General features: G+C 49.7%; 4 protein-coding genes. 3 read left to right on the top strand and 1 reads right to left on the bottom strand.

The window, feature by feature from the left end; genetic code table 11:
- Positions 1–124: 124 nt before the first annotated feature.
- Positions 125–745 carry a pseudouridine synthase gene (locus tag Q1V74_RS00945; protein ID WP_300646644.1) on the top strand — a complete coding sequence of 207 codons (621 nt, stop codon included), beginning with the start codon at positions 125–127 and terminating at the stop codon, positions 743–745.
- 38 nt (positions 746–783) lie between these two features.
- Here the strand turns inward: Q1V74_RS00945 and Q1V74_RS00950 are convergent, their stop codons facing one another.
- Entirely contained in the window at positions 784–1,758 is a 975-nt protein-coding gene (locus tag Q1V74_RS00950; RefSeq protein ID WP_300646645.1) for a nitronate monooxygenase family protein, read from the bottom strand.
- A 167-nt stretch (positions 1,759–1,925) separates the two neighbouring features.
- On the opposite strand from Q1V74_RS00950, the gene Q1V74_RS00955 reads away from it, so the two are divergent.
- Both Q1V74_RS00955 and Q1V74_RS00960 read left to right on the top strand, forming a co-directional pair.
- Positions 1,926–2,612, top strand: a complete 687-nt coding sequence (locus tag Q1V74_RS00955; protein ID WP_300646646.1) for a TetR/AcrR family transcriptional regulator — start codon at positions 1,926–1,928, stop codon at positions 2,610–2,612.
- Positions 2,613–2,637: 25 nt separating this feature from the next.
- On the top strand, positions 2,638–4,863 hold a 2,226-nt coding region (locus Q1V74_RS00960; protein WP_300646647.1), incomplete at its 3' end, for an acyl-CoA dehydrogenase.

The following is a 4,863-nucleotide window of genomic DNA, read 5'->3' on the forward strand; positions in this document are numbered from 1 at the left end:
AAATAATTCCTTTAACTGGACTCCTGTGGCCGTTTGTGTTGATCGCCTTTCAGAAGTGGGCGGTGATGGTGGAAGAGACTACAATAGTTTGTTTATTGTTTACGAATGTTTTAACAGGACTAGGATGACATCACGCCATCACAAAGCTCGCGCTTCATTTACTCGCTCCGAAAAAGCTGTGAGCCCGCCATCCACGCCTCGTTTATTATTATTTAATAAGCCTTATGATGTTTTGACGCATTTTACGGATGACCAAGGGCGAGCCACCCTAAAGGACTATATTCCCGTGCCTGATGTGTATGCCGCAGGCCGGTTGGATCGCAACAGCGAGGGCTTATTGCTGCTGACAAATGACGGGCGCTTACAAGCTCGTATTGCTGAGCCTAAATACAAAATGCCTAAAACCTATTGGGCTCAGGTCGAGGGCATGCCTCAAGCGCATCAGTTACAACAATTACGCCAAGGGGTCATGCTAAAAGACGGTTTAACCCAACCGGCTCAGGTAGAGCTCATACCCGAGCCGGATTTATGGGAAAGGGATCCGCCGATACGCTTTCGAGCACATATTCCCACTGCTTGGCTGCGCTTAACGATTACCGAGGGTAAAAACCGCCAGGTGCGGCGAATGACGGCTGCTGTGGGGTTGCCAACGTTACGCTTGGTTCGCGTGCAGGTTGGGCCGTGGGAGCTGGGTGACTTACTACCGGGGCAGTGGCGCGAGGTGCCTATTCATGCTCGTCGATAGCGTATTTTGCTCCAGCTGCTGCTGAGGCGGGCTGAAAATCAGGCGAAGCGGCGTACCGCATCAAGGGCTGCACGGTATTCCGCTTCGAGTTGGTCAACAATCTCGGCAGTAGGCAAAATATCATGAATCGCCGCCACGCCTTGCCCAGCACCCCAAATATCTTTCCACGCTTTGGCCCCTTGTTCTTTGCTGTATTCTATTTTTCCTTTGGGGCCTTGGTTTAAGTTCTCAAGATCCAGCCCCGCGCGCTCTAAGCTTTGGCGAAGATAATTACCGTGGACTCCTGAGATTTTGTCGGTATAGATAATATCAGAGGCGCCTGCTTGGAGAATGCTTTGTTTATAGTCAGCGCTGGCTTGTGCTTCGGTGCTGGCAATAAAACGCGTGCCCATGTAAGCCAAATCTGCCCCCAGTATTTGGGCAGCGAGAACGGCTTCTCCGGTAGAGATGGCGCCGGCTAAAGCAATAGGGCCATCGTAATGAGCCCGAATCTCTTTGATCAGAGCAAAAGGCGATAGGGTTCCAGCATGTCCGCCTGCTCCTGCTGCAACTAAAATTAGCCCATCCACACCGGCCTCAATCGCTTTTAATGCATGACGTAAATTGATCACATCGTGCAACACAATCCCCCCATAGGCATGTACGGCTTGAATCATTTCAGGCATTGGGGCGCGTAATGAAGTAATAAAAATGGGCACCTCATGGCGTAGGCAGATTTCTACATCTTCTTCTAAGCGTTGATTTGAGTGATGAATAATTTGGTTAACCGCTATGGGGCCTACAGGCTTATCGGGGTGTTGTGACTGATACTCGCTTAGTGTCTGTTTAATCTGGGTTAGCCATTGGTCAAGTAGCTCAGGGCGGCGAGCGTTTAGTGCAGGAAAAGCACCTGCAATACCTGCTTGGCATTGGGCGATGACAAGTTCCGGATAGCTAACGGTAAACATGGGGGCGGCAATCACTGGGAGCCGTAAGTCTTGTAGAACTGAAGGAAGCGTATTTTTTTCTCGCATAATGTGTCCTTTGACTATTCTCGTTAACACGAAACAACGATAAAATTGATTCTGTCATGAGCACGTCAAAAAACAGAAGTAGGGGTTTTTCTGTATTGGCGTGCTTTTTCTTTTTTATCATAATTCAAACAAACGTTTGATTTATTTTTTGTGGTTGTTGAGTATTCATGCTTAAAGAAGTTGTAAAGAAAAATGATGATTCCATGCGCCAAGATACGCTGGCAACGCGCGAGGCTTTGCTTGATGCAGCGGAATACCTATTCACGCAGCAAGGCCACGACGCCACTTCATTGCGCCAGATCACCACGCGTGCTCAAGCGAACTTGGCAGCAGTGAATTATCACTTTGGCAACAAGGAGGGCTTGATAGAGGCAGTATTTAAACGTCGTCTCGAAATCTTAAATCAGGAAAGATTGTTACGTTTAGAAGCGCTGGAGCAACAGGCTAAACAAACCGGTGAGCCGATAAAAGCTTCAGCAATTGTGGATGCGTTTTTTGGCACATTAATTCGTATTGCTAACGAGGGCAATGATGCCGCGTGGTCATTATTAGAGCGTTCCATGATGGATCCAGCACAGTTTACGCGCACTTTATTTGCAGAGGAATGCGCTGAGGTCTTAGAACGCTATAAGCAAGCGCTATTTAAAGCCTTACCTCATGTGCCGCACGAGGAAATCGTATGGCGTTTTCAGTTTATGTTGGGGGCAACAGCGTTTGCTTTAAGTGGCACGCATGCATTGCGAGAGGTATTAGGGCTGGAGCAAAGCGCGGCAGAGGATCCTACGCAAGCCGCAGAGCGTTTATTGCCTAGATTAATGGCTTTTTTATTAGGCGGGCTTCGGGCTCCGCTCTAGTTATTTTTAAGAGGGGTAGGGCAACATGATAGATGTCATAGGATGGACCGCATTAGGGGTAGCAGCCGTAGGGGGCGTTTTGGTAGGGGTGCCGAGCATTCGCCGCCCGCTATTGAGCCAACCGATTCTAAATACTTTTAAAAAGATACTGCCAGCCATGTCCGATACGGAGCGAGACGCGCTGGAATCGGGCACGGTCTGGTGGGAAGGGGAATTATTCCGTGGGCGCCCTGATTGGGATCGTTTGCTTTCCTATCCTAAACCCCGTCTTAGCGCCGAGGAGCAAGCTTTCTTAGATAATCAGGTGGAAACCGCATGTGCGATGGTTGATGACTGGCGTGCTTCGCACCATGATGGCGATTTGCCAACCGAGGTCTGGGAATACCTCAAAAAAGAAGGCTTTTTTGGCATGATTATTCCTAAATCCTATGGGGGTTTAGGGTTTTCTGCTTATGCGCACTCACAGGTTGTGACGCGGCTTTCCACACGTTCTTCTGCGCTAGCCGTTACGGTGATGGTACCGAACTCTTTAGGGCCAGCAGAGCTGTTGATGCACTACGGAACGCAGGAGCAAAAAGATCATTATTTGCCACGGCTTGCTAGCGGTAAAGATATCCCCGCTTTTGCTTTGACTAGCCCCTGGGCCGGTTCTGATGCGGCGGCAATTCCAGACTATGGCATTGTTTGCAAAGGGCAATGGCAGGGCAAAGAAGTCTTGGGTATGCGTGTAACCTGGGACAAGCGTTATATCACTTTGGCTCCCGTATGTACCGTAGTGGGTCTTGCTTTTCGCCTATATGACCCCGATGGCCTTATCGGGGATGAAAAAGACATTGGTATTACATGTGCGTTGGTCCCAGCGGATCACCCTGGCGTAGATATTGGTCGTCGTCACTTCCCTTTAAATGCTGTCTTTATGAACGGCCCTACGCGTGGTAAAGATGTGTTCATTCCTATGGAATACATCATTGGTGGTCAAAAAATGGTGGGTAAAGGCTGGCGTATGCTCATGGAGTGTCTAGCGGTAGGGCGCTCGATCTCTTTACCCGCATCCAATGCAGGTATGACGGCATTAACCTCACGTGCTGTGGGTGGTTATTCACGAATCCGTAACCAGTTTGGGGTATCAATTGGTCAATTCGAAGGGGTGGCCGAAGCCTTAGCGCGTATTGGCGGTAACACGTATGTGGCCGAAGCGGCTCGAACAATGACTGCGGGCGCCGTGGATTTAGGCGAAAAACCAGCGGTAGCTTCAGGTATCGTGAAATACCACATTACAGAGCGTGCGCGTCAGGTGGTAAATGACGGGATGGACGTTGTAGGGGGCAAAGGGATTTGTTTAGGGCCCTCTAACTTCCTGGGTCGCGCTTATCAGCAAATTCCAGTGGGTATTACCGTTGAGGGTGCCAATATTCTTACCCGCTGTCTGATTATTTTCGGTCAAGGTGCTACGCGTTGCCACCCATTTGTGTTGGCCGAGATGCAAGCCGTCTTAGAAAAAAATCAGAAAAAAGCCCTTCATGATTTTGACCAAGCCTTTTGGGGGCATGTGCGCTTTGTTTTTGGAAACGTGTTCCGTACAGCTGGGCATAGTCTGACCGCAGCGCGCTTTGCGCGTAAACCGCAGCAAGCCGATAGCGATACGGCACGTTATTACCAGCTTCTTGGGCGGGTATCCAGTGCGTTTGCCATGTTGGCCGATGTGTCTATGTTTGTGTTGGGTGGCAGCTTGAAGCGCAGAGAAAGCATTTCGGCTCGTTTGGGTGATGTGCTGTCACAAATGTATTTAGCCAGCGCCGTTTTAAAACGCTACGAAGACGAAGGTCGTCAAAAAGAAGACTTGCCTCTTGTTCACTGGGCTGTACAGGATGCGTTATTTAAAGCACAAACAGCGCTTGAGGGCGTGTTAGAAAACTTCCCTAATCGCTTTGTGGCTGCGCTTGTTAAACGTTGGATTTTCTTATGGGGTAAGCCTTTCCGCCAGCCATCCGATCGTTTAGGGCTGCAAGTCGCGCAGTTGCTCTTAGATCCCAGTGCTGCACGAGATCGTTTGACCAGCAGCTGCTATATTCCACGCACAGAAAATGAACCCGTGGGTGCCATTGAGCTCGCGCTACAGGCCACATTAAAAGCCGAGCCATTACAGCGTAAGCTACGTCAATTGGTAAAAAGTGGTCATTTGCAAGCCAACCCCTTGGCGAATGTACGTGATATGACCGAGGCGGCTAACCAGGTGGGCGCATTAAGCCCC

The organism is Paenalcaligenes sp. (assembly GCF_030152715.1).
GTDB lineage: Bacteria > Pseudomonadota > Gammaproteobacteria > Burkholderiales > Burkholderiaceae_B > Paenalcaligenes > Paenalcaligenes hermetiae.